Here is a 25,559-nt window from a genome sequence, read left to right as displayed (position 1 = left end):
TTGTCGGTCTCTCTGGTCTGACTAAATCGAGAACGATTCAGTTATTGCGCCAATTGGCTATATTGTTGCGCTCACAGGATAGCGCGTCATGTGACCTGAATCATACGCTCATGAGGAATCACTCAACAGCTCCTATATCCAAATTTGGAGGAGACGAATGACCGTCGATCACGCGCCGGAAGGCGTGAAAAGCCCGACCGGATGCCCCGTTTCAGGTATGGCGGCAGGCTTCGATCCGTTCCAGGGCGCCTACCAGGTCGATCCATCCTCGTCGCTGCGGGACGCCCGCAAAGAAGAGCCGGTGTTCTACAGTCCACTGCTCGACTACTGGGTGGTCACGCGCTATGAGGACATCAAGCAGATCTTCAAGACACCGTCGGTGTTCTCCCCGTCGATCACTCTCGACCAGATCACCCCGATCAGTGACGAGGCGCTGCAGATCCTCGGCAGCTATCAGTTCGCTCCCGGCCCGACCATCGTGAACGAGGACGAGCCGATCCACACCGAACGTCGCCGACTGCTGCTGCAGCCGTTCGAAGCCGAAAACGTCGCCACCCTCGAACCGAAGATCCGCGAGGTCGTCAACACCTACCTGGACCGGGTCATCAAGGATGGCCGGGCCGACCTGATCGGCGATCTGCTCTACGAAGTTCCCTGCATCGTCGCGCTCATCTTCCTCGGCGTGCCCGACGAGGACATCGAGACCTGCCGCCACTTCGGGATGCAGCAGACCCTGTTCACCTGGGGACACCCCACCGGAGACGAACAAACTCGAGTCGCTACCGGGATGGGGAAGTTCTGGGAATTCGCCGGCGGCCTGGTCGACAAACTCAAGGCCGACCCGAATGCGAAGGGGTGGATCCCCCATGCGATCGAGATGCAGCGGCAGCACCCCGACCTCTTCGACGACAACTACCTGCAGAACATCATGATGAGTGGTGTGGTGGCCGCGCACGAAACCACCACCAACGCCACCGGTAACGCGTTCCGCACCCTGCTCGAGAACCGCAGCTCCTGGGAAGAAATCTGCGCCGACCCCACGCTGATCCCCAAGGCTATCGAGGAATGCCTCCGCTACAGCGGATCCGTCGTTGCCTGGCGCCGCAAGGCCGTGGTGGACACCACTGTCGGCGGAGTCGATATCCCGGCCGGCGGTCGACTGCTGATCGTCATGGCGTCGGCGAACCGCGACGACTCGATGTTCCCCGAGCCCGACGACTTCGACATCCATCGAGGAAACGCACGGCGCCACTTGACGTTCGGCATCGGCAGCCACACCTGCCTGGGCGCGACGCTGGCTCGGTTGGAGATGAAGGTCTTCCTCGAAGAGGTCTCGCGACGCCTGCCGCACATGTCACTCGTTGCTGGACAGGAGTTCTCCTATCTTCCCAACACCTCGTTCCGGGGGCCCGAGCACGTGTTGGTCGAGTGGGATCCCCAGCAGAATCCTGTGCCCGTCGACCGGCCCTGACCGACCCCAACGAAACGAGACTCCATGTACCGCGTCACCATCGTCTACAACCAGCCCGCCGACCCGGCCGCCTTCGACGAGCACTACAGCTCCAAGCATTTGCCTCTGGTGCAGCAGATCCCGAGCGTCAAGCGGTTCGCCGCAGGCAAGTGTGAATCTCTCGACGGCAATCCCCCCTCGGCGTATGCGCTCGCGCAGCTGTACTTCGAGAGCAAAGAAGAGGCCGGGCAGGCATTCGCCTCCCCTGAGGGACAGAATGCCGCCGCCGACGTCGCGAACTTCGCCTCCGGCGGAGTGACGATGCTGTTCAGCGACGAAGAGACTGTTCTGCCGTGAGTCGGCGGTGGGGTGCCGGCTCGACTGCCGGCACCCCACCTGAGTTCGTCATTACTGCACTATCCGTGAAAGAGAGATAGACGTGCCTACCGTCACCTACGTTCACCCTGATGGAACCAAGCATGAGGTCGAGGTTGCTACCGGCAAAAGGGTCATGCACGGCGCCATCGGCGCCGGAATCGACGGCATCGTCGCCGAATGCGGCGGCCAGGCCATGTGCGCGACGTGTCACGTCTACGTGGAGAGCCCCTGGGCGGACAAGTTTCCCTCGATCTCCGAGGAAGAAGACGAGATGCTCGACGACACCGTCAGCCCCCGCACCGATGCCAGTCGCCTGTCCTGCCAGCTCGTGGTCGGCGACGACGTCGACGGCCTGATCGTCCGGCTTCCGGAGGAGCAGGTATGAGTGTCGACCGCATCGTCATCATCGGTTCCGGGCAGGCCGGATTCGAGGCAGCCGTCAGTCTGCGCAGTCACGGATTTGCCGGATCGATCACCCTGGTCGGTGACGAGCCGGGTGTGCCCTATCAGAGGCCACCGTTGTCGAAGGCGTACCTGCACTGTGACCCTGATCGGGATTCCCTTGCGCTGCGTCCGGCCCAGTACTTCGAGGACCACCGGATCACGCTCGCGTGCGGTAAGCCCGTCGTCCGCGTCGATCGGGATGCGCAACTGGTGGAGCTGATCGATGCCACCGTCATCGAGTACGACCATCTGATCCTGGCGACCGGTGCCCGCAACCGGCTCCTGCCGGTCCCCGGTGCCGACCTTCCCGGTGTGCACTACCTGCGTACCGCCGGCGAAGCAGAGTCCCTCACCTCGAGCATGGCCTCGTGCTCGTCGCTGGTCGTGATCGGGGCCGGCTTCATCGGTCTCGAGGTTGCCGCAGCGGCCCGTAAGAAGGGCCTCGACGTGACCGTCGTCGAGGCGATGGATCGGCCGATGGCCCGCGCACTGTCGCCGGTGATGTCGGACTACTTCTCCGCGGCGCACACCGAACACGGTGTGCACATGCGGCTGTCGACAGGCGCGAAGACGGTCGTCGAAGCCGACGCCCGAGCAGCGGGGGTCACCACTACGTCCGGCGACGTCATACCCGCCGACGCAGTCGTCGTGGGTATCGGTGTCGTACCCAACATCGAGCTCGCCGTCCTGGCGGGCCTGCCCGTCAACAACGGCATCGTCGTCGACGAGTACCTTCGCACACCCGACGAGAACATCTCTGCGATCGGTGACTGCGCCGCCTACCCGATTCCGGGAACAGCCCGTTTGGTGCGACTCGAATCCGTACAGAATGCGGTCGATCAGGCCCGCTGCCTCGCCGCTCAGCTCACCGGAACCAGCATCAACTACCGGAGTGTGCCGTGGTTCTGGTCCGAGCAGTACGAATCGAAACTGCAGATGGCTGGGCTGACCGCGGGCGCGGACACCCACGTGGTTCGCGGTTCCGTCGACAGCGGGGCGTTTTCCATCTTCTGCTTCCTCGGCACCCGGTTGCTCGGAGTCGAGTCGGTCAACAAGCCCCGCGACCACATGACGGCACGAAAGATCCTTTCCAGCGGTATGCCGCTCACCCTGGAACAGGCAGCCGACACGGACTTCGATCTCAAACTGGCGATCGCCCGACACAAGGACGAGGTTGCTTCGGCCGAAGTCGGCGAGCGTCAGGTGGTGGCCTCATGAGCGGAAGGTTTCGGATACAGCGGGTCGTCACCGAGGGAACATTCGCCCTCGACGGCGGAGAGTGGAACGTCGACAACAACATCTGGCTGATCGGTGACGACCCCGACGTCGTGATCGTCGACGCCGCCCACGCCGCACAGCCGATCATCGATGCGGTCGGGGACCGGCACGTGAACGCCGTGATCTGCACGCACGGTCACAACGACCACGTCACCGTCGCCCCCGAACTGGCCGAGCGCGTGCACGCCCCGGTGCTGCTGCACCCCGGCGACGACGTGCTGTGGAAGATGAGCCACCCCGACGCCAATTACTGGCATCTCGAGGACGAACAGCGATCGCCATCGCGGGCACCGAGATCCAGGTGATCCACTCGCCCGGTCACTCGCCCGGGTCGGTGTGCCTGTACCTGCCCGAGGCCGGGGCACTGTTCTCCGGCGACACCCTGTTCTCGGGTGGCCCCGGCGCCACGGGCCGGTCGTACTCGGATTTCCCGACCATCATCGGGTCGATCCGCGACCGGCTGTTCACTCTTCCCGAAGAAACACTCGTCCATACCGGTCACGGTGACGGAACCACGATCGGCACCGAGGCCCCACACCTCGCCGAATGGATCGCGCGAGGACAGTAAGCAAACCGGAGTTCCCATGGTGTGCCGCATCACGACGCACTCTGTCATCCACCTCTCAAGCAGGAGACGTTATGAATTCGGAAGAGGCAGCCATGCTCGAACTGGCCCGAATTTGGGCACCCTACGGGGGTGCTCAACCGGGCGACATCCTCGTCGAGTTCGGCATCAGCCCAGCAACATTCTACGCGAGGATCACCCGAATCCTGCGCACCATCGCGCTACGGAACATGCCGCTCGCCGAGCGACATCTGATCCAGGAGAACGCGGCACGCTACTCCGTTAGTCCTGTCTCCGTGTAGGAGCGGGAAGATGGAGACACGTCACCACCCGTCGCGGTTGGACCGCCGCAACAATCCCGGGTTCGCACGCGGCGCGCGCGAAGGGCGTTCAGCGGACGCGGAAGAGGCACCACCGGTGAAGCACCAGTCAAATTCGGAACGCGGCAGCGGTGACGGACAGGACCTCGGTCCGAGTCTCCTTTACGCGATCAAACAGTTGGAGTTGGCCATACGGTCACGGATGGACACGATCCTGCGCCCGGCCGGCATCACGGCGCTCCAATACACCGCCCTGACGGTCTTACGTCGCTGCGATGGACTCTCTTCCGCCGAGCTGGCCCGCAATTCCTTTGTCACAGCGCAAACTATGGGCGAGATGATCATCGCGCTCGAGAGTCGAGGTCTGGTCAGTCGGCGGGTCGACCCCAGCAACCGCCGGCAAATGCTGACGAGTGTCACGGCGACCGGAGTGGGGCTGCTCGATTGCTATCACGGGGAAGTCTCGGCACTCGAGGAACAGATGGTCAGTCAGCTCACCCCCCGTCAGCGTGGAACGCTTCGTGAATACCTCATCTCTTGCCGTGCTGGATTGACCAGAACTGAAGCGCATTGATCGATGCACTGAGCATCCGCGGACAGAGGACTTTGATGACAACAACCCGAACGGAGCGACATGCTCCGTCGTCACCCTGTTCTGGTTGACGGGTCGCGATTCTCTGTATAGCGCAGATCCGCAGCCCGCACGGGACAGGCCGGCGCAGCTCACGCCCATGCCACCGATGCGCCGTTGATCATTCGGCGGATTGCATCAGTAGCCAATCGCGGTGCGCGGCGACGAAGCTGGAGATCGCGCCGAGGACCGCACTGAGGTCAGGCCGGCCGCAAGAAACGGGATGGGTGTCACCGATCCCATCCGCCCGGGAGCTCCGTCGGCGCCGAGAGGCGAATCAGACCCGGGCCGGAGACCCCGAGTGGACAGAGGTCGAGGACATCCTCGAGCAGCAGATCTGGCGGCAGATCTGGTTGACGGTTTGTCCGGACGTGGGCCCCATGGCGGCGCGCCCGAAGAGAAAATCTTCGTACGGTTTGGGATGTCACCGTCACGGGTTCAAGGAAGAACTCTGCGAAATTGTTGATCAAATCGAGAGGAAGATCGATGAGCAACCTTAACCCTGGAGTGCGATGTCGTGTCCGATTCCGGCGACGACTGATCTGCCCTGCGACTCCCTCACCCGTCCACTCGCCCAGAATGACCTGCGGGAACTGTTTGATTGAGGGCTTCTTACCTGCACAAATCTACGACAAACGACACAACGTGCAGGTTCCCGGCGATTCATGATTGGAACTTGTCTCATCGACCAGGTAGCTCCACCATGACCGTGCCACCTTAGCTCTCAGACAAACCGGTCCAGGGAGTGTTGGCTGCGACCGTGTCGAGAGAATGGATCGCGGGCGTGAGTAAATGCGCGATCAATCCGCCTGCACGGATCCAGTCGGCCTCGACTGCCGTGTCGATTCGTGCTCGGCCCGAAAACTGCTGCACGCCAGTCGTGGCACGGGCGATCACGCGCACCGCGGGCTGAGTATGCGTGCAGCCCGCGAGGCCGGTGATGTCGAATTCCGCGGTGCCGTCGAGCTCGTCTGGAGACAAATCCGGACATTCGATGGGCAGAACGCCCATGGCGACCAGATTGGTACGGTGGATTCGTTCGAAGCTCTGCGCGATCACCGCCTGGATTCCCAGGAGTCTGGTCGCTTTCGCCGCCCAGTCACGGGCGGACCCGGCCCCGTAGGAGTGCCCAGCGACCACGATTGTAGAAACGCCGCGATCAGCGTAGATCGCCGCTGCCTGATGGACCGGAACGATGTCACCATCAGGAAGCACGCGGGTCCACGCGCCTTGCCTGTCGGGGACGAGTTTGTTCTCGAGCCTCGGGTTCGCGAAGCCCCCTCGCAGCATTACGTCGTGGTTGAGTCGGCGGGCGCTGTAGCTGCCAAATTTCTCGGGCGGAACACCATGGCGGGCGAGCCATCGACCAGCCGGCGAATCCGAAGTGATGCGGGCGACCGGTGAAATGTGATCGGTGGTGATGCCGTCGCCGAGCAACAGCAGCGGGCGAGCAGCCACGACGTCCCCGGTTCTGACGGGTCGGGTTAGTGCGGCGTCAGCGAACGGTGGGCGTCGGATCGAACCGGCATCGCCGTCCCACTCGTAGTCGTCTCCGCCCGCGGGTGGCAGGGACTCCCATTCGGTGGTGGTGAGCGGCACGGGTCGGGCGGGGCCGAGCGAGAGCGACCTGCTGTCGTTGGCATTGACAAGTAGGTCGATGTCCTCGTCCGATGGCCAGATCTCGTCCAGGAAAACGGGGCGCCCGGCGCGGTCGGTGGCCAGTGGTTCGTCAGTGGGGTTGATCGTTGTTCGTCCGGCGATCGCCATCGCCACGACCATCGGCGGCGAGGCGAGGTACGAATGCGCGACGTCGGGGTGAATGCGGCCCGGAAAGTTTCGATTGCCCGAGAGCACGGCGGCGACCGACAGGGACTGCTGACGTATCTGCTCGGTGATCGCCGGGGCGAGGGGTCCGGAGTTGCCCATGCAGGTTCCACAACCGAAACCGGCTATGTGGAAGCCGAGTTCGTCGAGCGCTGTCTGCAGTCCCGCGGACTGGAGCAGTTCTGCGGTCGCGCGCGATCCCGGGGTCAGCGAAGTCTTGGTCCAGGGTGCTCGTGTGAGGCCGCGCTCGACCGCGTTTCGGGCCAGTAGCCCCGCCGCGACCATGGCCTTCGGGTTGGAGGTGTTGGTGCAGCTGGTGATGGCGGCGATGACGATGTCCCCGTGGTGCAGCGTGCCGGTGCCGTTCGCGCCCGTCGAGCCCTCGGGGGGCACTGTGTGCGCCAGTTCGCTTGCAGTGAATGTCTGATGCGGGCGGGAGGGGCCGGCCATGGTGCGGTCCACCTGTGCCAGGTCCAGCTCGAGTACCTCATGGTAGTCGGGCGTTGGCAGATCTGGTGTGTAGAGCATGTTCTGGGCGGTCAGGTAGGTCCGGGCCAAGGACACGGTTGCCTCGGGTCGCCCTGTGGTGGCGAGGTAGGTGAGGGTGCGGTCGTCGGCGGGGAAGTACGCCATCGTGGCCCCATATTCCGGTGCCATGTTCGCGATGGTGGCCCGGTCGGGCACCGACAGGCGAGTGAGCCCGGGACCGTGGAATTCGACGACTCGTTGCACCACACCGTGGGCTCTGAGCATGGAAGCGAGGGTGAGCGCGACGTCGGTGGCGAGGACGCCGGGCTTCAGTGCACCGCTGAGGCGAACACCCACGACGGCGGGGACCGGTATCAGGATTGGCTGGCCCAGTGCGGCGGCGATTGCTTCGATGCCGCCGACTCCCCAACCGGTGACGGACAGCGCGTTGATCATGGTGGTGTGGCTGTCGGTACCGACGACGGAGTCGAACCGTGCGAGCGCGATGCCGTCGTGGGTGCCGACCGAGATGACGTCGGCGAGGACTTCCAGGTTGAGTTGGTGGCAGATTCCGATACCCGGGGGCACCACCCTCAGCGTGGGAAAGCGGGTCTGTGCCCACCGCAGGAACCGGTATCGGTCACCGTGACGGTGGTATTCGAGTGCGAGGTTGGTGGCACCGGCGTCGGCGGTTCCGGCGGCGTCGAGTTCGAGGGCGTGGTCGACTACGAGATCCATGCGCCGCCGAGGCGAGACGGTGGCGGGGTCGAGGCCGAGTGCCGTTGCACGCTCGTGCAGGGTGATCATGTCGGCGAGTACCGGAATTCCCGAGGCGTCTTGAAGCAGAACGCGTTCGGGGGTGAACGGAATCGACGTGGAGTGATCGCCGGCCACGAGCGCTCGGACATGATCGGCGATGACGGTGCGGCCGTCCTCATGCCGCAGCACGTTTTCGACGAGCACCCTGGTGGCGTAGGGAAGGCGGTGCAGGGCACCCGCACCGCCTCGTTCTGCGGCGGTGAGATCGATGAACTGTGTGGCGGGGGCGCCGGGTAGGTCGCGGAGTGCGTCGAAGGAGTCGAGGGTCATCCGTGTGCCACCGGTGCCCGCTCGGGAACGCTCCTCGGCGGTGCACCGGTGTAGGTCGGCAGCAAAGGTGGGGGGATCGGCCCTTTGATCCGGCGCCCACCTTCGCGTTCTTCCCATGAGTGCGAGAGGATCCCGACGGAGCGGGACAGGATGAACAGGCCTCTGCCGAGTTCGGGGGCGAAGCCGAGTTCGGCGTAGATCACGGCGGTCGCCCCGTCGATGTTCATCGGGACGGGCCGAGCTCGCCCTGCTGCCAGTTGTCGCTCCAGTTCTTCGGCGATCTGGAGGTAGTGGCCGTCGATCACGCCGGCCTCGACCTGGGTGTGGACTGCAGACAACAGCGGGTCCCGGCGTGGGTCGCGCGGATGGAAGCGGTGGCCGAATCCCGGGATGTATCGGCCTGTTGCGCGGTGGTCGGCGATCGTCTGCGCGGCCACTTCTTCGAGGTCGCCATCGGTGGACCGAGTCCGGATCTGTTCGAGTAGTTGCATGCATTGTTGGCCGGCGCCGCCGTGGATGTCGCCGAGGAGACCGACACCGGTGGAGATGGCCCCGTGTAACCCGACACCGCAGGTGGCGGCCATTCGGGCCGCGGCGATCGACGGTGCTTGTGGACCGTGGTCCACGGCGGCGACGAGGGCGTGCTCGAGCAGTTCGGCTTGGCCGGCACTGGGGAGGTCACCGCGGACCATCAGCCAGATCATCTCGGGGAAACTCACCTGGCCGATCATCTGCTCGATGGGGTATCCCCGCAGCCGGATGATCCCGGGCTCGATGTCGGAGACGGCGGTCGACCACCAGTCGGTGACCTCCCGGCTCGACGTCCGCTCGAGGGCGCTTTGTCGGGCGGTGCTCATATCGCGTTCTCTTCCCGCAGGCGGGTGATGTCCGCCGGCCTGTAGCCCAGCTCGGTGAGAATCTCGTCGGTGTGCTGCCCGAGGGTGGGGGGCGGAGACTCGGGTGAGACGCGGCGGCCGTCGACATGCGTCGGCAGACCCAGTACCCGCACCGCACCGCCGGAGGCTGCGGGTGAGTCGATCGTGGTGACCAGCTCGCGGTGTGCGACCTGATCGGATTGCAGTGCCGTCGGCACCGAGACGACCGGGGCGGCGGGGACTCCCGTGTCGAGCAGGATCGCGTCCCACTCGGCTGCCGTTTTCGCTTTCAGCGAGGTTTCCAGTTCTTCCCGCAGCACGTCGCGGTGGCGTTTGCGGTCCTCACGGGTGCGGAACCGCGGATCGTCGATGAGCTCTTCACGGTCGAGAACCTTGCACAACGTCTCGTACTGTTCCTGCTTGTTCGCGGCGATGTTGAGCGCCCCGTCGGCGGTGCGGAAGGTGCCCGACGGGGCCGAGGTGATGTTCTCGTTGGCCATCGGGGCGGGCTCGCGGCCGGCGATGAGATGGTCGGAGACCACCCATCCCATCGAGGTGAGTGCGGCGTCGAGCATGGAGGTGTCGAGGAAGGCACCTTCGCCGGTCCGGCGTTGCCGCAGCAGCGCAGCGGTGATCGCGAACGCCGCTGCCAGGCCACCGAAGCTGTCGCACACCGGGAATCCGACACGCAGGGGCGCGACCTCCGCCGTGCCGGTCACGCTCATGATGCCGGACAGGCCCTGGACGACCTGGTCGTAGGCGGGTCGTCCGCGCATCGGGCCGGTCGATCCGAATCCGGACACTGCACAGTAGACGAGTTTGGGGTTGAGCTGGCGTAGCCGCTGCCACCCGAACCCGAGCCGTTCGAGCACCCCTGGCCGGAAGTTCTCGACCAGCACGTCCGCGTCGGCGACCAGCTTCTCGAAGACTTCCTTTCCCCCAGTTGTCTTGAGATTGACCGTGACGGAGCGTTTTTCCGAATTCTGGGCGAGGAACGAGACGCCGAGGTGTTCGGCGCTCAGATGAGAGTCCGCGCCGAGTTGCCTTGCCAGATCACCGGTTCCCGGCGTTTCGATCTTGATCACGTCGGCCCCCATCAGGGCCAACTGGTAGCCGGCGTACGGTCCCGCGAGCACATTGGTCAGGTCGAGGACACGGACGCCTTCGAGCAGGTTCGCGGTCACAGGAATACCTCCACGCTGCCGAGTCCGACGGCACTGATTTCGGCGGCCGCGGCGGTTACCGCGTCCACGTACCGGCCCACCCGGTCGGCGGTGAACCGGGAGGTGGGTCCGCTCGCCGACAGCGCGGCTATCACCCGGCCGTCCGAGGAGACGATCGGGGCCGCGACCGCGGACGCGCCGAGTTCGCGTTCGCCGTGGGTGACCGAGTACCCCGCCTCCCGGATACCGGAGATTTCCCGCTGCAGCGGCTCGAGCTGCAGGTCCGGCCGTGCGTCGACGAGGCTGCGCACCACCTGGTCGGGGGCGCCGGTGAGCAGGATCTTGGCGGCCGCGCCCGTGGCGAGCGCGTACGGCACGCCGACTTCCACGACGCTGCGCACGGTGGTCGTTCCTTCGACCTGCGCGATGGACACGCGGTTCAGATCCTGACGGATGTAGATGTTGACCGTTTCGCCGCAGGAATCGACCAGCCGCGTCATGATTTTGCGTGTTTCCGTGCTGACCTCCCACATGGACTGCGCCAGGGTCACCCAGCGCAGGAACCCGGCCCCCACGCCGAAGGTCGAGTCACCGCGGTCCGCGATGAGTCCTAACGAGTCCAATGTCGAGAGCAGACGCACCACGGTGGTTTTCGGCAATCCCGTGGAGGCCACGAGCTCGCGCAGGGTGCGAGTGGGGTGTTCTACGTCAAACAGTTCCAGCACCTCGACGGCGCGGGCGATGCTGCGCACGCCTCCGTCGGCTCGTGTGGATGCGGTCTCAGTGTCAGCCATGCCACTCACGCTAAACCATTCTATGGTTTGTGTAAACCGAATAGCGGGTTGACTCCGGTTTATCTTCGTGCTTCGATCGGTGACACAGCACACAAACGCTGCCTAGCGGGTTTCGTGAACCGCGCAGTGGTCGATCGCGACAGTCGTAGAAAGAAGGAAAGTCCGTGAGTGGAGAACAGGTAGACCTCGTCGTGGTGGGCTGCGGAGCCGGTGGCCTGGCAACCGCGCTGCAATTCCTGCAGTCCGCTCCGAGCGGGCGGGTCCTCGTTCTCGAACGCACCCCGAAGAGCCAGCGAGGCGGAAACACCGCCTGGACCGGTTCCTTCTTCCGGCTCGAGGAGGACGGCGCCCCCGCGGCCGACTTCACCTCCCGGATGCTCGAACTCAGCAAAGGCAAGACCGACGAGGCCATCATCGCTCGACTCGCCGAACTCGCCCAACCGACCATGCACTGGCTCAACGACAACGGTGTTCCCACGAAATCGGACATCACCTATTTCCTGACGTCGAAAGGTCCCCGCTTGATGCCCGCTGGGGGCGGCGCGGCCATCGTCGAAAACCTCGCGGCAAGGCTGGAAGAACTCGGAGGCACGATCGCCTATGAGACGACCGCGCAGAGCCTGATCCAGGACGAGCACGGCGCGGTCATCGGAGTCGAGGCGGTCGACGGTGCGGGCGAACTGCGGCGCGTGCTGGCGAGCACCGTGGTCCTGGCCTCCGGCGGTTTCGAGGGAAGCGCGGCCCTGCTCGACCGGTATCTCGGCGACCGCGGACACGAACTCTCCCCCATCGCACCGGGCGGCCGCTCCAACCAGGGCGAAGGCCTGGAGATGGGGATTCGGGCCGGTGCACTAACGGACGGGCAGTTCGATCGCTTCCACGGCGAACCCGTCGATGCGCGCACCCGATCCGCGGAAGCCCTCGTCATGGTCTACCCCTACGGAATTCTGGTCGACCACCACGGTCGGCGGTTCGTCGACGAAGGCTCGGACACCCCGGACAACACCTTCGAGTCGGTCGCCTACCGCATCTGGGCCGACGCCGACCAGTTCGCCTACGTCATCGCAGACCAGAAACTCATGCGCCACAACATCGCCCGGGCCGTTCTCACCGACCGCGAGCCCGAATCGGCACCGACGCTCGAAGCCCTCGCCCGCCGACTCGACCTCGACCCCGACGTCCTCGCCGACACCGTCAGCACGTACAACGCCGCCGCGACACCCGGGCCCCTGGACGTGACCTTCCTCGACGGGGTGGCAACACGGGACCTCGACCCACCGAAATCGAACTGGGCGCGCCCGATCGACGAACCCCCGTATGCGGCATGGCCGGTGACCTGCGCGATCACCTTCACCTTCGGCGGACTCAAAACCGACGACAAGGCTCGGGTGATCGGCCGGTCCGGCCAGCCCATCCCCGGATTGTTCGCCGTCGGCGAGGTCGCCGGGATCTACCACCACAAGTATCCCGGGGCCACCTCCGTGCTCCGGGCACTGGTCTTCGGCCGGATCGCCGGCACCAGCGCCGCGCACCGGATCGCCGCACCCGCACCCGCTACCCACCAGTGAACGCACCTACCCCAGCAAGAGGAATCATGGCCACAACCTCACCAGCTAAGACCGGTTCGAGCAGCACCCCCAGGCGAGCGGCGATCGCGAGCCTGGTCGGCACCACGATCGAGTGGTACGAGTTCTTCATCTACGGGCTCGCTGCGGCGCTGGTCTTCGGCGACCTGTTCTTCCCCGGGGTCGACGAACACAGCGGCCGCCTCGCCTCCTTTGCCACTCTCGGTGTGGCATTCGTCGCCCGACCCCTCGGCGCCGCCATCTTCGGGCATCTCGGCGATCGCCTCGGTCGCAAATCCACCCTCATCGCCACCCTCGGAATCATGGGTACCGCCACCGGTCTGATCGGTCTGCTCCCCTCCTACGACTCGATCGGGATCTGGGCGCCCATCCTGCTCATCGTGCTGCGTTTGTTCCAAGGGCTCGCAGTCGGTGGGGAATGGGGTGGCGCCGTCCTGATGTCCGTCGAGCACGCACCGGCCTCGAAGGTGCGCCTGTACGGCTGCGCCCCGCAGATGGGTAGCCCCCTCGGTTTGGTCCTCGCCACCGCGGTGATGTCGGCCGTCTCCACCCTCCCCGACGACCAACTCCTCGACTGGGGCTGGCGAATCCCCTTCCTGGCCGGGTTCGTCCTGGTCCTCATCGGTCTCGCCATCCGCCTCGGAGTAGAAGAGTCCGAGCAGTTCCGGGAGATCAAGGCAACAGGCGAGACCGCCCGGCTGCCGATCGGCGACATAGTCGCTCGCGCCAAGAAGAGCCTGGCGATCGGTATCGGACTGCAGGCCTCGGTCAACGTCGTCTTCTACATCATCTCTGTGTACTTCCTCAGCTACGCCACCAAATCACTTGACCTCGACCGCAACACCGCACTGCTGATGGTGATGGCCGCGGCGGTGATAGACCTGGCAGCACTGCCGTTCATGGCATCGCTGAGCGACAGGATCGGGGCACATCGCGTGTTCTTCGCCGGTGCTCTCTTCACGATCGCCGCGGCCTTCCCGTTCTTCTGGTTCCTGCGCGCAGAACAGGTCCTGCTGACCAGCGTCGTCGTCATCGTCATGATGGTCGGCGCGCACGCCACCACCTACTCGGTGGTCTCGAGCCTCATCGCGGACCAGTTCGATACCAAGGTCCGCTACAGCGGCACGGCCCTGAGCAACGCGCTCGGCGGACTGATCTTCAGCGCGCCGACCCCGTTCATCGCCGAAGCCGTCGTCGGGAACGGAGGAAGCCGATGGTGGCCCCTGGCTCTGATGACCGTCGCCGCCGCCCTCGTCTCCCTCGTCGCCATCGCAGCGGCCCCCCGACACCGCCTGGTCGCCGAGACCGACGAACCGGGAACACCGGTACCGGCGCGGACCACCACCCCTGCCTGACCAACGATGATCCATCCGGAAGGACCCCACATGACTGCCACCGATGCGAACGCTGTGACCACCGCAGGCGGTGAGACCGAGCGATACGACATGCTCATCGACGGGGCCTGGCGGGCCGCCGCCGACCACGCCACCTTCGACTCGATCAATCCGTTTGACGGCCAGCCGTGGGCGCAGGTGCCCACCGCCACCACCGCCGATATCGACGCCGCCGTGGCCGCAGCCCGCCGAGCGTTCGACGGCGGCCCCTGGTCACAGTCCACACCACTGCAGCGGGCAACACTGCTGCGCAAGTTCGGCGACCTGATCCGCGACAACGCCGACGAACTCGCCCGCATCCAGGTCCTCGAGAACGGCAAGCTGATTCGCGAAGTCGCCGGGCAAACGCTCGCCCTCGCCAACCACTGCTACTTCTTCGCCGGGGTCGCCGAAAGCCCCACGGGGGAAACCCTCGCCAGCAGTGTGCCCAACATGCAGGTCTACACCGTCCGCGAACCGATCGGCGTCATCGCCGCCATCACCCCCTGGAACAGTCCCCTCGCACTGCTGCTGTGGAAGCTGTGCCCAGCACTGGCCGCCGGCAACACCGTCGTGATCAAGCCCTCCGAAGTCACCCCCGTCTCTACTCTCGTTCTCGCCCGCATCGCTCAGGAAGCCGGCTTCCCCGACGGAGTGATCAACGTGGTCACCGGAGCCGGACCGGCGGGCGCCGCATTGGCAGCGCACCACGGCGTCGACAAGATCGCCTTCACCGGATCCACCGCAGTCGGCAAGAAGATCGCCGTCACCGCCGCCGAACGCCTCGCCCGCGTCTCCCTGGAACTCGGCGGCAAATCTCCCAACATCGTCTTCCCCGACGCCGACCTCCCCAACGCCGTCAACGGCGTGATCTCAGGAATCTTCGCGGCCACCGGCCAAACATGTATGGCCGGCTCGCGCGTCCTCGTCCACGAAGACATCTACGACCAATTCACCCAAGCCCTCACCGAGCGCACCTCGCAGATCAAGCTCGGCAACCCCCTCGACCCGGACACCGAAATGGGCACCGTCGCATCGAAAACCCAATTCGACAAGGTGCTGCACTACATCGAAGTCGCCAAGGAAGACGGCGCCCACCTGGCGACCGGCGGCGCCCGCCCCACCGACCCGGCCTTGAGCCGCGGCTTGTTCATACAACCAACCGTGTTCACCCACGTCACCAACGACATGCGCATTGCCCGCGAAGAAGTCTTCGGCCCTGTGGCCGTCGTCATCAAATTCACCGACGAAGACGACGCCGTCCGCATCGCCAACGACACCGAATTCGGACTCGCCGCAGGCGTATGGACCCGCGACGTCGCACGCGCACACCGCATGGTCAAACGACTCCGCGCCGGAACCGTCTGGGTCAACAACTACCGCAAGACCAACTACGTAGCCCCCTTCGGCGGCTTCCAGGAAAGCGGACTCGGCCGCGAGAACGGATCCCACGCCATCGAGGAGTACACCGAGCTGAAAACCGTGTGGATCGACACCGGAAACACCATCACCGACCCGTTCAACCCACGGGCATAAGAATCCAATAATTCGAATGTGGAATACACGGTTCGACAACGGCAGTGCCGCGAATGTTCGCATGCACTAGGGGGAGTCGGCGGAGGCCCCACAACGCTCTGACCGTCTGAAGCGGCATCGACGCTCATGATCTGCATCGAAATTACCACCGCATCCGCTGATCAAAGGGCTGACGCGAGCGACCCGATCTCGAGACGGCACTGGCCTGTACCACCCCATTGCGATCCGGTGTTCGATCGACCCGGCCACCTGACCGCAACCACTTCCTCCTCCTCGAAAGGGAACATCATGACCAACGCTGTCATCGTGGACGTCGTCCGCCTCGCCTCCGGTAAGGGCAAGCCGGGTGGTGCGCTGTCGGGCACGCACCCGGTCGAACTGCTCGCGCACGTGCTCCGCAGCATCGTCGAACGCAACGGCATCGACCCCGCACAGGTCGACGACGTCATCGGCGGCTGCGTCGGGCAGGCCGGCGAGCAGGCCCTCAACATCTCCCGGACAGCGGTGCTGTCGGCCGGATTCCCGGATTCGGTTCCGGCCACCACCGTCGACCGCCAGTGCGGCTCGAGCCAGCAGGCGGCGCACTTCGCCGCGCAGGGCGTGATCGCCGGCGCCTACGACATCGTGATCGCCTGCGGTGTGGAGTCGATGTCCCGCGTTCCGATGGGCACGACGACCATCGGTCAGGACGCGTCCGGCCCGGGCATCGCCGCCCGCTACCCCGAGGGACTGGTCAACCAGGGCATCTCCGCCGAACTGATCGCCGCCAAGTGGAAGTTCGACCGCGACACCCTCGACGCGTTCTCCGCGCAGTCGCATCAGCGGGCCGCCGACGCATTGTCGAAGGGCTTGTTCGACAAGGAGATCGTCCCGATCTCGGTCACCAACGCCGCCGGTGAGACGGTGACCCACACCGCCGACGAGACCGTGCGCGCCTCCACCACCGCCGAGGGACTGTCCGGGCTGAAGTCGTCGTTCTACTCCGAGAAGTACGCGGCCCGGTTCCCCGAGGCGCAGTGGCACATCACCCCGGGCAACTCGTCGCCGCTGACCGACGGCGCGTCCGCGGCGCTGATCATGAGCGAGGAGATGGCGTCGAAGCTGGGACTGACGCCGCGGGCCCGGTTCCATTCGTTCGCCGTTGCCGGTGACGACCCGGTCTTCATGCTCACCGCGCCGATCCCGGCGACCAAGAAGATCCTCGCGAAGTCGGGGCTGAGCATCGACGACATCGACGCTACGAGGTCAACGAGGCGTTCGCGCCGGTGCCGCTGGCGTGGGCGCACGAATTCGGGGCCGACCCGGCCAAGCTCAACCCGTGGGGCGGCGCCATCGCGCTCGGGCACGCACTCGGCTCTTCGGGCACCCGCCTGCTGAGCACCCTGGTCAACAACCTCGAGGCCACCGGCGGACGCTACGGCCTGCAGACCATGTGCGAGGGCGCGGGCATGGCCAACGCCACCATCATCGAACGCCTCTGATGAAAGCCACTTCGGGCTTCCCCCGTTGTGCCCGGAGAAGCCGACGCCCCGACACCCTGTCGTCTTCGCGCATCACAATCCGCACGATCGACGACCGACGTGCCGCGGGCTGCGGGCTGCGGGCTGCGGGCTGCGGGCTGCGGGCTGCGGGCTGCGGGCTGCGAAATTCTGATCCGTGTACGACCCACCCCTCCTCCTCCCGTCAATCCCTGACCTACTGATCTTCCGGAGAACCGATGCAGCGCACTTTTTTCGACACTGACCACGAGGCCTACCGAGAGGTGGTGCGGGAGTTCCTCACCCGCGAGGTGGAACCGCACTACGAGCGTTGGGAGACCGACAGACTTATCGACCGTTCTGCGTGGCTCGCTGCCGGTAGATCGGGCATCATCGGACTGGCGGTGCCTGAAGCCTATGGCGGATCGGGGGTCACCGACTACCGATTCAGGAATGTTGTCTCCGAAGAGATCGCCCGCACGGCGACCACGTCGTTCGGTGGTGGCATTGCCACCCACGACGACGTGGTGATCCCGTACGTACTCATGTTAGGCACCGAGGAACAGAAGCAACGGTGGCTTCCCGGCATGGCCGCCGGCGAGCTGATCGGCGCCATCGCGATGACCGAACCCGGAATCGGAAGCGACCTACAGGGCATCAAAACTACCGCGGTGCGCGACGGTGACGACTGGATTGTCAACGGTCAGAAGACGTTCATCAGCAACGGCATTCACTCCGACCTCGTCATCGTCGTCGCCCGTACCGACCCGAGCGCCGGTTCCAAGGGCTTCTCGCTGCTCGTCGTGGAGCGGGGCATGCCCGGCTTCAGCCGTGGCCGCAAGCTGCACAAGGTCGGCCTGGCCGGTCAGGACACGGCGGAGCTCGTGTTCGAGGACGTGCGGGTGCCCACGAACAATCTGCTCGGCACCGAGGGGAGCGGCTTTATCCATCTCATGGAAAACCTTCCCCTCGAACGTATGTCGATCGCGGTCATTGCGATTGCCGCCGCAAAGGCCGCGTACCAGTGGACCCGGGACTACGTGTTCGAGCGCAAGGCGTTCGGCAAACCGATCGGCGATCTGCAGAACACCCGGTTCGCGCTGGCGGAGATGCTCACCGAGATCGAGGTGACCGAATCGCACATCGACCGGTGCGTACTCGCCTTGAACGCAGGCGAACTCACCGCCGTCGACGCGTCGAAGGGCAAGTGGTGGGCCAGTGAACTGCAGAAGCGTGTCGTCGACCGCTGCGTCCAATTGCACGGCGGCTACGGCTACATGATGGAGTACCCCATCGGCCGCGCCTACGTCGACAGCCGCATTCAGACGATCTACGGCGGAACCACCGAGATCATGAAGGAAATCATCGGCCGAGAAATTGCAGCGGCCTCCGCATAAACCGGCAGTGGATGCCATGGTTGGCCGGTGGGGACGCGGCCCGGCGACGGACTCAACGGCCATGGCTAATTCAGGCCAGGCGCCGTGCAGCAAGGAGAAGGCTCTGGCACTGCCGCTCTTTCACCACAGATCCAGTGCGACATCCGTTGTCGACGCGAGGCAGATAGCAGAGGAGAGATGTGTCCACCCTGGAGTCACTGGTGGCAACGACCGCCCGTCCCCATGTAGAGCGGTATCGTTCAGAGCTGTACCCGATAAGCAATAGTTGCACGGCTCGATACGCCGATATGGACCCCAACGCCCACCTCAACAATCTAGCGTTGGAATCGCTTCATGAAGACGCTCGCGCTGTATTGACCCGGCAAGCCTTTCCCGACACGCATGATCCAGCAGGCCGAAAACAACGCTTGGTCACTTCCCAGAGTGTCGTACATTTTCTCGCCGAAGCGTATTGGCCAGCCACGATCGACACGTGCGTCGGCGTCGGACGGATAGGCCGAACCTCGTTCGTGGTGTCCTCGGCGCTGTTTCACGCGGGGAACTGCATCAGCCTGTGTGACGCCGTCATGGTGGCGGTAGGTAAGGACGGACCTGTTTCAATGCCCGCCGTAGCGCGAAGGACGCTCGAGAACTTGCGGCTTCGAGTCCGAGTGGTCGGTTCCTGACCGAATCCTCTGCACCCTTGCCTTACGACAGGCCCTGGTCGAGTACGGTTTGAAAAGCCCATGCGAGCGCCTCTCTGGAGCGATAGGTGCCGCTCTCGTATCCGACGAGCAGGTACATCGACACCGTCGCGTTACGCTCGGCCAGCTCCCGGTCATTCGTTGCTTCGAAGTGGGCGTCGGCGATGAAGCGTCGTCGCTCCTCGTCCACTTCGATCTGGATGGCTTGGACGTCCGGGTCATGGGCCGCCCATACACGGATCGCGGCTTCGGACTCGTGTGGCAGGCGCAGGCCGATGTCGATCAAGAACTTCAGGCGCTCGGCAGGATCGGCGATCTCCCGGGCGCTGCTGATGAGGCGGCCGCTCTTTTCCGTGCGCCAGTATTGAATCAGCGCGGACGTGTACTCGCCCCAGTTCGCGAACGCGTGGTAAAACGAGCCGGTTGTCGCCCCGACCGCCTCGCACACCGTCCCCAGCTTCAAGCCGGCATGCCCTTTTCTGCCGAGCACGTCCAAGCCGGCCTCGAGGTAGCGCAACTGGGCACCTCTCGTAGGCACTTTTTTCTTCTTGGCGTGGTGAGAAGTCACGCCTTCTTTTACCAGGCGCGCGGTCCTGATCATGCATCACCCTTCCGGCAAGTGTGACCTCTTGCACAAAAGCGTAACTCAACTTACGCTTGCGCACGAAATATGAAGGAGCGTGATGTGAGCAAGCCCAATCGCAACAACGGCCTGGACCCGGAAACCGAGTTCGCAGAGATTTACCGCAATCTGGCCACCTACGAGTTCCCCTGGGACCTGAATCAGTCCCTGAGCTTTGCCCTGTTCCGCACCTATGCGGTCCCGAGCGTCGGCAGATTGCTTGATCAGACCGGAGCCTTTACCCAGAACACCCAGAAGCGCTACGACGACACCTCGATCCTGCTCGAGGTTCCCCTACTCGAGGGTTTCGACAGCCCTAACGGAAAAGCAGCGATACAGCGCATCAATCAGATGCACCACATGTACGACATCTCGAACGAGGACTTCCTCTACGTCCTCGCGACGTTCGTCGTCGTTCCCCAGCGATGGATTGAGAACTACGGCTGGCGGCAACTTACGGGTGACGAACTACTCGCCTCGGTTCGCTACTACCAGGCACTCGGCCGCCACATGGGGATCAAGGACATTCCCGCCACGTACGCGGAGTTCGCGGCCCTCATGGACACCTACGAGGCCGCACACTTCGCGTTCGACCCCGGCGCGCGCCGGGTCGCCGACGCGACCATGAACCTGCTCGCGTCCTTCTACCCCGCCGTCGCCAAACCCATCATCGACATCTTCAGCCGGTCGCTGATGGACGAACCGCTCCTGGCGGCGTTCCGCTACCGAAATCCCGGGAACCTCGCACGGCGCCTCTCGGCGGCCGGACTGCGGTTACGTGCCCGCTTCGTCGCCGCTCTGCCCCCGCGCCGCACGCCGCAGTACGTCCACACGATGCCACGTATCCGCAGTTACCCCAACGGTTTCGACGTCAAAACCTTAGGAACATTCGCCCCCGGGTGTCCTGTTCCGCACCGTCACTCGCCCCAACCCGACACGACCACCAGTCCAAGCTGAACCACCCATCCTCTTCACTTCAGAGCCAGGAGACTCCATGGGACTCGACCGCCCACACCTGTTCATCAACGGTGAATTCGTCACCGGCACCGACACCCCTGTGGACGTCGTCAACCCGAGCACCGGCAAGGTCCTCGGAGCCGCCGCCACCGCCGGCGTCGCAGACATCGACGCAGCGGTCACCGCGGCCAACGACGCACTGACCGGTTGGTCCGCCACCCCGGCGCACGACCGCGCCGACATTCTCGACCGCTTCGCCGCCGCCCTCGCCGCACGGGGTGAGGACACCGCAACGCTGTGCAGCCAGGAGAACGGCATGCCGATCACCTTGTCGGCATCGGCCAACGGACTCGCCCCGGCGGCACTGCTCGGCCTCTACGCAGGCCTCGCCCGAGAACTCACCTGGGTCCAATCGCGCCCGAGCCTCACCGGAACAACCGAAATCCGTCGAGTGCCGGTCGGCGTCGTTGCGGCCATCTCCCCGTGGAACTACCCCCAAACGTTGGCGATGATGAAGATCGCGCCTGCGCTCGCGGCAGGGTGCACGGTCGTCTTCAAGGCCGCCCTCGAGACCGCCCTGGACGCTTTCGTCTTCGCGGATGCCGCATTGGAGGCAGGGCTGCCGTCGGGTGTGCTCAACATCGTCCCCGCCGGCCTCGAAGCCAGCCAACACCTGGTCGCGCACCCGGGCATCGACAAGGTCGCTTTCACCGGATCAACTCCGGCCGGTCGCGCTATCGGCGAGGTCTGCGGACGCCTGCTGCGACCGGTCACACTCGAACTCGGCGGCAAGTCTGCCGGCATCGTGCTCGACGACGTCGATCTCGACGTCCTCGCCCAAGGGCTCTATGCTGCCTCGTTCCCCAACAACGGCATGACCTGCTACGCGAGCACCCGACTGCTCGTGCCCGCGCACCGTTACACCGAGGTCGTGGACACCGTCACCTCCGTGGTGAAGTCCTTCACAGTCGGAGACCCACTCGATCACGACACCCTGATCGGCCCGATGGTCACCGCAAACCATCAAAAACGAGTCCTGAACTACATCGAGACTGGCAAGTCGAGCACCGCCCGACTGATCACGGGCGGTGACGCAGTCACCGACCTCGACGGCTACTTCGTCGCTCCGACCGTCTTCGCTGACGTCGACAACAGCGACACCATTGCCCGAGAGGAAATATTCGGCCCCGTCCTGTCAATCATCAAATACGACGACGACGCCCATGCCATCCAGATCGCCAACGACAGCAAGTTCGGTCTGGGTGGGACAGTATGGTCCACAGACCCCGACCGCGCCGACGCCATCGCCCACCAGGTCAAGACCGGTACCGTCGGAATCAACTCGTACACCCTCGATCTCGGATCCCCCTTCGGCGGCGTGAAGGCCAGCGGACACGGGCGCGAACTCGGCCCCGAAGGTATCGACCCCTACCTGACCTACCAATCCGTCTACAAGACCTCTGCAGTCACCGGTTGAGCAACACACGGACCGACACGGCCACCGAGGTAACGCCCCATTACTCGCGCTGCCGTGGCATCAATGCCTCACCGGGACCGCGGCCACCCCGTCGTCAGTCGGCACAGCGGCGAATACATCCTTCCGGATTTCCAGTCGAGGCAGCGGGCCGGTGATCAGCCGCACGGGCTTTTCGACTGAGGATTTCGACGCGCCCGCACTTCCTCCTCAACACGCCGAAAGGTGAAGCACGTGCACCAGATCGAATTCTCCGACCAGCCCGGCCGCGCCCGGCGATCGCACTGGATGAACCATGTCGAACGCCACGCCGCCACCCTCAGTGACCGCGCCGCGATCCGGTTCGACGGATCGACCACCACATGGACCGAGCTTCGGAACCGGGTGCGTGCCTTGGCAAGGGCCTTGTCCTCACGAGGCATCGGCTTCGGCGACCGAGTAGCGATCATCACCGGGAACCGTCCGGAGTTCATCGAAACAGTGCTCGCTGCAAACCTTCTCGGTGCCCTTGCCGTTCCGGTCAACTTTCGGCTGACCGGACCAGAAACCGCCTACCTACTCGCCGACTCCGGCGCAAAGATCGCCATCGGCGACGAGCTGGGCACCCCGATCCTCGTGGCCGCCCTGAAAGACCTTCCCGAAAGCCCTCGGCTCGTCACCATCACCCACCCCACCAACGGATTCGAGCTCTACAGCGACCTCATCGACGAGACGAACACCGCGGCGGCGGCTCCGCTACCAGACGTCCCCGAAGACTCCCCCGCCCTGATCATGTACACCTCCGGCACCACCGGACGCCCCAAGGGCGCCGTGCTGACCCACCTGAACCTGCAGGCCCAGGGCGTCACCGTCACACGGGCCTTCCAGTACATGGACGAAGACGAGGTCAACCTGATCGCCTCCCCACTGTTCCACATAGGCGCAATCGGCTCCGTCGTCCCGACCCTCTTCGTCGGCGGCACACTCGTCCTCCATCCCACCCGAGCATTCATCGCCGACGCGATTCTCGACCTGCTCGAAAACGAAGGCGTCACCAGCGTGTTCTTGGTCCCCACCCAGTGGCAGGCACTGTGCGCAGAACCCGGCATCGCCACCCGCAACCTCGAGCGGCTACGTGTCCTCGGTTGGGGCGCGGCGCCGGCGAGCGACACACTCCTGCGCCGGATGGCCGACACCTTCCCCGACGCGATGAACGTCGCGCTCTTCGGCCAAACCGAAATGTCCCCGGTGACGTGCGTGCTCCACGGCAAGGACGCGATCCGCAAACTCGGCTCCGTCGGCCGGCCCATCGCCGCGGTCACAGCCCGCGTGGTCAATCCGAACATGGAAGACGTCGAACCGGGTGAAGTCGGTGAGATCGTCTACCGTGGCCCTGGATTGATGCTCGGATACTGGAACAAGCCCGATGCGACGGCCGATGCCTTCCACGGCGGCTGGTTCCACTCCGGTGATCTCGTCCGCGTAGACGAGGACGGCTTCGTCTACGTCGTCGACCGCGCAAAAGACATGATCATCTCCGGTGGCGAGAACATTTACTGTTCCGAGGTGGAAAACGTACTCGCAGCCCACCCCGATATCGTCGAGGTCACACTCATCGGCCACCCCCACCCCGTGTGGGGCGAAACACCGGTCGCCTTCGTAGTCCCTCGGGGTCCGGCCGCCGCGCTCGACATCACTTCCGTTCGCGAATGGGCATCAGCATCCCTCGCGAAGTACAAACTCCCCACCCAACTCGAGGTGATCGACGCTCTCCCCCGCAACGCGTCCGGCAAAATCCTCAAGAACACCCTGCGCAAGCAGGGTCAGCACTCATGAACTGAACGGCATACATCGCCAGCTTCCGACCGGTCCTCGCGAGAGGACCGGCCGGGGACACGCGGTACTCGATATGGACAAACTGTGCTCAAACAAACTTCACCCCTCAGTGCCGATTTCCCGGCCGCACACCTTGAGCTCACCATTAGCTTCGGGCGAAGCGGGCGATGTCCACAGCGAACGCATCGAGCATTTCCGGGGTCAGGGTCGGACGCATCGCACTGATCACCCCCAATAGTCCTCCGTACCGGCGTGACAACGTCCCCCTGTTCGACACTGCACTCGAACGTCGTCTGCGCGACCATCCGTGCCGCGTGCGCCACATCCGCGGGAGTAAAGCCCGCCGACGCGGCCACCAACGCCGGAACAGCTCCCACAACGCATGCCGGGCCTGCTCATCCGGTGCCCCGATCGGCAACACGTAATCGAACCGACCACGCCGCAAAAATGCGTCATCGAGGTCACGCACCGAGTTCGTCGCGCACACCAGAAGCCGCCCAGCCCGCTCCCGGAAACCGACGATAGATTTCAGCAACTCGTCCACCACTCCTACCGAATCCGACCCTGGCCGGCGCCGGGCCGCGACACCTCCTCCACCTCGTCGATGAATACGACCACATGATCGAGTTTGGCCATCGACCCGAACATCTCCCCGATCCCCGCCGCCAAACCGCCCCCATTCGAGGCCAACCGTGACGGAAACAATTCGACGAACGGCCACCCCAACCGGCTCGCGATCGACCGCGCAAACGTGGTCTTCCCCTTCCCTGCGTGCCCGAACAGCACCACCGCCCGCGGCGGCACCACCCCATGCTCGGCGGTGAGTACCGACCGCGACAACGGCAGCACGATCCGCCGCTCGATCAAAGTCTTCTCCTTGGCCATCCGGGCGACCTGCCGCCACAGACCTGCCGGTGGGACCGCACCACCGAGCCGGGCCAGCACTTCCGCGATCCGCTGATACCGTCCCCACCTTCTCGTAATAGGTGATGCCTGCCCGCGCGGTGAAACCGGAATTGGCCAATGCCGCCGCACCTGTCTCCCCCTCGGGCAACAGTGCGCTCATCCGCCGCACCCCCCTTGCCAGCAACCGGTACTCCAGCTCGGCGATCAGAGCGCTCCCCAGTGAATCGTCCCGGGTTACACGCGCGAGCGATTCGAGTTCGGACCTGGTGTGCACGGTGCCCGTGGGGTTGTGCGGGTTGCAGAGTAGGACGACGCACCGACCGACCGCCGTCTGCACTCGTGCGATCGTGTCCCCGATGAGGTCGATGTCGAGACGGCCCGCCCGGGTGAGCGGCGCCACACCGATGTTCCGGTCTGCGTGCGAGACGTACGAGAAGAAGGGCGCGTAGACCG

Annotated in this window: 21 protein-coding genes and 3 pseudogenes; 16 read left to right on the top strand and 8 right to left on the bottom strand. The window is 64.8% G+C overall.

The features are described 5' to 3' along the window. Window positions 1-157: 157 nt before the first annotated feature. The 7 genes and pseudogenes from CJ177_RS35170 (at window position 158) to CJ177_RS35140 (ending at window position 5,009) form a co-directional block, all read left to right on the top strand. A complete protein-coding gene (locus CJ177_RS35170; protein WP_095869872.1) occupies window positions 158-1,471 on the top strand; it encodes a cytochrome P450 in 1,314 nt (437 codons plus the stop codon). A gap of 24 nt (window positions 1,472-1,495) precedes the next feature. Further along, complete coding sequence (locus tag CJ177_RS35165; protein ID WP_095869871.1) at window positions 1,496-1,807, top strand: EthD family reductase; 312 nt, start codon at window positions 1,496-1,498, stop codon at window positions 1,805-1,807. Window positions 1,808-1,889: 82 nt separating this feature from the next. After that, entirely contained in the window at window positions 1,890-2,213 is a 324-nt protein-coding gene (locus tag CJ177_RS35160; RefSeq protein WP_095869870.1) for a 2Fe-2S iron-sulfur cluster-binding protein, read from the top strand. Next, complete coding sequence (locus tag CJ177_RS35155) at window positions 2,210-3,490, top strand: NAD(P)/FAD-dependent oxidoreductase (RefSeq protein ID WP_095869869.1); 1,281 nt, start codon at window positions 2,210-2,212, stop codon at window positions 3,488-3,490. Before CJ177_RS35160 ends, CJ177_RS35155 begins: the two co-directional genes overlap by 4 nt. After that, window positions 3,487-4,118: pseudogene (locus tag CJ177_RS35150) on the top strand (MBL fold metallo-hydrolase). The gene CJ177_RS35155 and the pseudogene CJ177_RS35150 overlap by 4 nt, the downstream one beginning before the upstream one ends. Before the next feature lie 71 nt (window positions 4,119-4,189). Beyond that, window positions 4,190-4,417: a DUF3263 domain-containing protein gene (locus CJ177_RS35145; protein ID WP_095869868.1), complete on the top strand. Its 228-nt coding sequence runs from the start codon at window positions 4,190-4,192 to the stop codon at window positions 4,415-4,417. A 10-nt stretch (window positions 4,418-4,427) separates the two neighbouring features. After that, a complete protein-coding gene (locus tag CJ177_RS35140) occupies window positions 4,428-5,009 on the top strand; it encodes a MarR family winged helix-turn-helix transcriptional regulator (RefSeq protein WP_257014830.1) in 582 nt (193 codons plus the stop codon). 774 nt (window positions 5,010-5,783) lie between these two features. Here CJ177_RS35140 and acnA read toward each other — a convergent pair. The 4 genes from acnA to CJ177_RS35115 are packed head-to-tail and all read right to left on the bottom strand — an operon-like array spanning window position 5,784 to window position 11,279. Next, complete coding sequence (acnA, locus tag CJ177_RS35130) at window positions 5,784-8,447, bottom strand: aconitate hydratase AcnA (protein WP_095869865.1); 2,664 nt, start codon at window positions 8,445-8,447, stop codon at window positions 5,784-5,786. Next, a complete protein-coding gene (locus CJ177_RS35125; protein WP_095869864.1) occupies window positions 8,444-9,304 on the bottom strand; it encodes a citryl-CoA lyase in 861 nt (286 codons plus the stop codon). The genes acnA and CJ177_RS35125 overlap by 4 nt, the downstream gene beginning before the upstream one ends. After that, on the bottom strand, window positions 9,301-10,506 hold the full coding sequence (locus CJ177_RS35120) for a CaiB/BaiF CoA-transferase family protein (RefSeq protein ID WP_095869863.1): 1,206 nt from the start codon (window positions 10,504-10,506) through the stop codon (window positions 9,301-9,303). Before CJ177_RS35120 ends, CJ177_RS35125 begins: the two co-directional genes overlap by 4 nt. Further along, complete coding sequence (locus CJ177_RS35115; protein WP_095869862.1) at window positions 10,503-11,279, bottom strand: IclR family transcriptional regulator; 777 nt, start codon at window positions 11,277-11,279, stop codon at window positions 10,503-10,505. Before CJ177_RS35115 ends, CJ177_RS35120 begins: the two co-directional genes overlap by 4 nt. A gap of 164 nt (window positions 11,280-11,443) precedes the next feature. Here CJ177_RS35115 and CJ177_RS35110 point away from each other — a divergent pair, with 164 nt between their 5' ends. The 6 genes and pseudogenes from CJ177_RS35110 to CJ177_RS49540 all read left to right on the top strand — a co-directional run bounded on the left by CJ177_RS35110 (window position 11,444) and on the right by CJ177_RS49540 (window position 19,314). Continuing rightward, window positions 11,444-12,847 carry an FAD-binding protein gene (locus CJ177_RS35110; RefSeq protein ID WP_095869861.1) on the top strand — a complete coding sequence of 468 codons (1,404 nt, stop codon included), beginning with the start codon at window positions 11,444-11,446 and terminating at the stop codon, window positions 12,845-12,847. Between the two features lie 26 nt (window positions 12,848-12,873). Then, window positions 12,874-14,220 (top strand): MFS transporter, encoded by a 1,347-nt coding sequence (locus CJ177_RS35105; protein WP_095869860.1) that lies wholly within the window; start codon window positions 12,874-12,876, stop codon window positions 14,218-14,220. 30 nt (window positions 14,221-14,250) lie between these two features. Next, the gene (locus tag CJ177_RS35100; protein ID WP_095869859.1) at window positions 14,251-15,774 is read left to right on the top strand and encodes an aldehyde dehydrogenase; all 1,524 of its coding nucleotides are present in this window, start codon (window positions 14,251-14,253) and stop codon (window positions 15,772-15,774) included. A 288-nt stretch (window positions 15,775-16,062) separates the two neighbouring features. Continuing rightward, a pseudogene (locus tag CJ177_RS35095) lies at window positions 16,063-17,255 on the top strand (acetyl-CoA C-acyltransferase). A gap of 236 nt (window positions 17,256-17,491) precedes the next feature. Further along, window positions 17,492-18,649: an acyl-CoA dehydrogenase family protein gene (locus CJ177_RS35090; protein WP_095869858.1), complete on the top strand. Its 1,158-nt coding sequence runs from the start codon at window positions 17,492-17,494 to the stop codon at window positions 18,647-18,649. 287 nt (window positions 18,650-18,936) lie between these two features. Further along, window positions 18,937-19,314, top strand: a complete 378-nt coding sequence (locus CJ177_RS49540; RefSeq protein ID WP_338051777.1) for an acyl-CoA thioesterase — start codon at window positions 18,937-18,939, stop codon at window positions 19,312-19,314. A gap of 22 nt (window positions 19,315-19,336) precedes the next feature. Here CJ177_RS49540 and CJ177_RS35080 read toward each other — a convergent pair whose 3' ends face one another. Further along, the gene (locus tag CJ177_RS35080) at window positions 19,337-19,933 is read right to left on the bottom strand and encodes a TetR/AcrR family transcriptional regulator (RefSeq protein WP_241031735.1); all 597 of its coding nucleotides are present in this window, start codon (window positions 19,931-19,933) and stop codon (window positions 19,337-19,339) included. 69 nt (window positions 19,934-20,002) lie between these two features. On the opposite strand from CJ177_RS35080, the gene CJ177_RS35075 reads away from it, so the two are divergent. From CJ177_RS35075 to CJ177_RS35065, 3 genes are all read left to right on the top strand, one after another. Further along, window positions 20,003-20,911 (top strand): oxygenase MpaB family protein, encoded by a 909-nt coding sequence (locus CJ177_RS35075; protein ID WP_373560072.1) that lies wholly within the window; start codon window positions 20,003-20,005, stop codon window positions 20,909-20,911. Window positions 20,912-20,948: 37 nt separating this feature from the next. Then, window positions 20,949-22,388 carry an aldehyde dehydrogenase gene (locus tag CJ177_RS35070; RefSeq protein WP_095869856.1) on the top strand — a complete coding sequence of 480 codons (1,440 nt, stop codon included), beginning with the start codon at window positions 20,949-20,951 and terminating at the stop codon, window positions 22,386-22,388. Between the two features lie 285 nt (window positions 22,389-22,673). Beyond that, complete coding sequence (locus tag CJ177_RS35065; RefSeq protein ID WP_095870002.1) at window positions 22,674-24,200, top strand: AMP-binding protein; 1,527 nt, start codon at window positions 22,674-22,676, stop codon at window positions 24,198-24,200. Window positions 24,201-24,345: 145 nt separating this feature from the next. Here the strand turns inward: CJ177_RS35065 and CJ177_RS48735 are convergent, their stop codons facing one another. From CJ177_RS48735 to CJ177_RS49535, 3 genes and pseudogenes are all read right to left on the bottom strand, one after another. Next, a complete protein-coding gene (locus CJ177_RS48735; RefSeq protein ID WP_257014829.1) occupies window positions 24,346-24,744 on the bottom strand; it encodes an AAA family ATPase in 399 nt (132 codons plus the stop codon). A 5-nt stretch (window positions 24,745-24,749) separates the two neighbouring features. Next, window positions 24,750-25,145: an AAA family ATPase gene (locus tag CJ177_RS48730; RefSeq protein WP_257014827.1), complete on the bottom strand. Its 396-nt coding sequence runs from the start codon at window positions 25,143-25,145 to the stop codon at window positions 24,750-24,752. Window positions 25,146-25,347: 202 nt separating this feature from the next. After that, window positions 25,348-25,551 (bottom strand): annotated as a pseudogene (locus CJ177_RS49535) (aminotransferase class I/II-fold pyridoxal phosphate-dependent enzyme); the annotation flags it as partial. Between the last annotated feature and the right edge of the window lie 8 nt (window positions 25,552-25,559).

The organism is Rhodococcus sp. ACPA1 (genome assembly GCF_002300195.1).
GTDB classification, from domain to species: Bacteria; Actinomycetota; Actinomycetes; order Mycobacteriales; family Mycobacteriaceae; genus Rhodococcus_F; species Rhodococcus_F opacus.
The sequence above is the reverse complement of the archived record's forward strand: the minus strand, read 5'-3'. Positions and strand labels throughout refer to the sequence as shown.